Source organism: Serratia sp. 506_PEND, assembly GCF_001076875.1.
In the GTDB taxonomy this organism is placed as follows: domain Bacteria; phylum Pseudomonadota; class Gammaproteobacteria; order Enterobacterales; family Enterobacteriaceae; genus Serratia; species Serratia marcescens.
The window spans coordinates 1-2,703 of the sequence record NZ_JVEL01000395.1; the positions used below are offsets into that span (position 1 = coordinate 1).

2 protein-coding genes and 1 pseudogene are annotated in these 2,703 nt (G+C 56.9%); 2 read left to right on the forward strand and 1 reads right to left on the reverse strand.

Features of this window, described 5'->3' with window-relative positions; translation table 11 throughout:
• A partial coding sequence (locus tag ADK28_RS30100) for an ATP-binding cassette domain-containing protein (RefSeq protein WP_152929700.1) occupies positions 1 to 134 on the reverse strand: 134 nt, incomplete at its 3' end.
• A gap of 78 nt (positions 135 to 212) precedes the next feature.
• Between ADK28_RS30100 and znuA the strand changes: the two genes are divergently transcribed.
• Together znuA and mepM are read left to right on the forward strand one after the other, a co-directional pair.
• Positions 213 to 1,157, forward strand: a complete 945-nt coding sequence (gene znuA, locus ADK28_RS14380; protein WP_028127478.1) for a zinc ABC transporter substrate-binding protein ZnuA — start codon at positions 213 to 215, stop codon at positions 1,155 to 1,157.
• 21 nt (positions 1,158 to 1,178) lie between these two features.
• Positions 1,179 to 2,502: pseudogene (mepM, locus tag ADK28_RS14385) on the forward strand (murein DD-endopeptidase MepM).
• The last annotated feature ends 201 nt before the right edge of the window (positions 2,503 to 2,703 follow it).

The following is a 2,703-nucleotide window of genomic DNA, read 5'->3' on the forward strand; positions in this document are numbered from 1 at the left end:
GTGGATTTGCCCGCGCCGTTCGGGCCAAGCAGCGTGAGAATACGGCCGGGTTGCAGGCTGAGGGAAATGTTCGACAGCACCTTGCGGCTGCCGAAGGCGACGGAGATATTTTTTAGCGTTATCAGTGTAGACATCTCGAGATTACAGGTTGCAGAACGAAGCGAATGTTATAATATCACGCCTTGTTGATGAAAACGATGGGATTACTGATGATGGCAAAGAAAAATAAATGGCTGCAGCGTACGCTGTTGGCCAGCGCACTGTTGATGGCCGGCCCGCTGAGCAGCGCTTCCGCTGCGGTGGTGACCTCGATTCGCCCATTAGGCTTTATCGCTTCGGCCATCGCCGACGGCGTGACGCCGACCGAAGTGTTGCTGCCGGACGGCGCTTCGCCGCACGATTTTGCGTTGCGTCCTTCGGATATCCAACGCTTGCGTTCCGCTGATCTGGTGTTGTGGGTCGGGCCGGACATGGAAGCGTTCCTGAACAAGGCGCTGGTGCCTATCTCGGCGACCCGAAAGCTGGCTGTCAGCGAACTGCCGGCGGTGAAGCCGTTGCTGATGAAAGGCGAAGAGGACGACGATCATGATCATGCAGGCGAAGCGCATAACCATGCCGATGACGATCATGGGCATCATCACGGCGAGTACAATATGCACGTTTGGCTGTCGCCGGAGATAGCAAAAGTGACCGCGATCGCGATTCACGACAGATTGTTGGAACTTATGCCGCAAAATAAGGACAAATTAGACGCAAACCTGCGCCAGTTCGAGAATCTGCTGACGCAAACTGACAAAAATGTTGGTAACATGCTTACGCCTGTGCAAGGTAAGGGTTATTTTGTTTTTCATGATGCTTACGGCTACTTTGAGAAACACTACGGTTTGAGTCCGCTGGGCCATTTCACCGTCAATCCCGAAATTCAGCCTGGAGCACAGCGCCTACACCAAATTCGAACACAGTTGGTTGAGCAGAAAGCGGTATGCGTTTTTGCTGAGCCACAATTCAGGCCGGCCGTAATCAATGCCGTCGCCAAGGGTACCAAAGTGCGTTCCGGAACGCTGGACCCGCTGGGCACCGGCATCGCGCTGGGGAAGGACAGCTACGGGAAATTCCTGGCTCAGCTGTCAAACCAGTACGTGAGCTGCCTGAAGTAAAGCTTATGAGGATAATATCGAGTGCAGCAGATAGTCCGAACTATCGCTCTGGCGTATAACAACCTGCCACGGCCCCACCGCGTCATGCTGGGGTCGCTGACAGTCGTCACATTGGCCGTCGCTGTTTGGCGGCCTTTTGTTTACCACCCAGAACACAATCCCATCGCCAAGAGCGTCGAGTTAGAATCCAGCCAGATGCGGTCATTGCTCCCCGAAGCCAGTGAACCGATAGATGCCGACCAACCCACCCCCGATGACGAAATCCCGCAGGATGAGCTGGATCAGAAAGATGCCGGCGACGACGGCGTGCATGAATATGTGGTTTCCACCGGTGACACCCTTGGCAGCATTCTGACGCAGTACGGCATCGATATGTCGGATGTCACCTTGCTGGCATCGCAAAACCGCGATCTGCGTAATCTGAAGATCGGCCAACAGCTGTCGTGGACCGTGAACGATGCGGGCGATCTGCAGCAGTTGACCTGGGAAGTTTCGCGCCGCGAAACCCGCACCTATGACCGCGTCGGCAATAGCTTCAAAGAGTCTAAAGAGGCGCAGCAGGGCGAATGGCGCAACAACGTGATCAGCGGCCGGGTCAACGGCAGCTTCGTCAGCAGCGCCGGCGACGCCGGGCTGAGCCGTAACGAAATCAATGCGGTGATCAAGGCGTTGCAGTGGCAGCTCGATTTCCGCAAGCTGCGCAAAGGCGACCAGTTCTCCGTGCTGATGTCGCGTGAGCATTTCGACGGTAAGAAATCGCAAAGCCAGCTGTTGGGCGTGCGTCTGCGCACCGGCGGCAAGGATTACTATGCGATCCGCGCCGAAGACGGCAAATTCTACGATCGCCAGGGCTCTGGCCTGGCGCGCGGCTTCATGCGTTTCCCGACCATGAAGCAGTTCCGCATCTCCTCCAACTTCAACCCGCGCCGCGTGANACCCGGTGACCGGCCGCGTGGCGCCGCACAAGGGCGTCGATTTCGCCATGCCGGTCGGCACGCCGGTGCTGGCGGTCGGCGACGGTGAAGTGGTGATCGCCAAGCGCAGCGGCGCAGCGGGCAACTATGTGGCGATCCGCCACGGTCGTCAGTACACCACGCGCTATATGCACCTGAAAAAACTGCTGGTGAAACCAGGCCAGAAGGTGAAACGCGGCGATCGTATTGCGCTCTCCGGCAACACCGGCCGTTCCACCGGGCCACACCTGCACTTTGAACTGTGGACCGGCCAACAGGCGGTGAACCCGCTGACGGCCAAACTGCCGCGTTCCGAAGGGCTGGGCGGCAAAGACCGCAGCGATTATCTGGCACAGGTGAAGGAAGTGGTTCCTCAACTGCAGTTGGATTAACGTCCCCCTTTTTTCCGGCGCTCCGGCGCCGTTAATTTCATCGGCCTGATTGCGGGCCGATGCTGTTTTATCTGGGTGGTTCGCGGTTGTTAATTGCAAAATCGGTGATGGCAATTATGATTAGCCGAATCGCTAAGCGAAGAGCACGTGCATGCAAAACGAGAAGAAATCGAACGTAGAGTTCATCCCGCAGTTTCAAAA

Excerpts from the sequence above, each read along its gene's own strand:
- znuA (WP_028127478.1), top strand. The coding sequence starts at position 213 with ATGGCAAAGAAAAATAAATGGCTGCAGCGTACGCTGTTGGCCAGCGCA.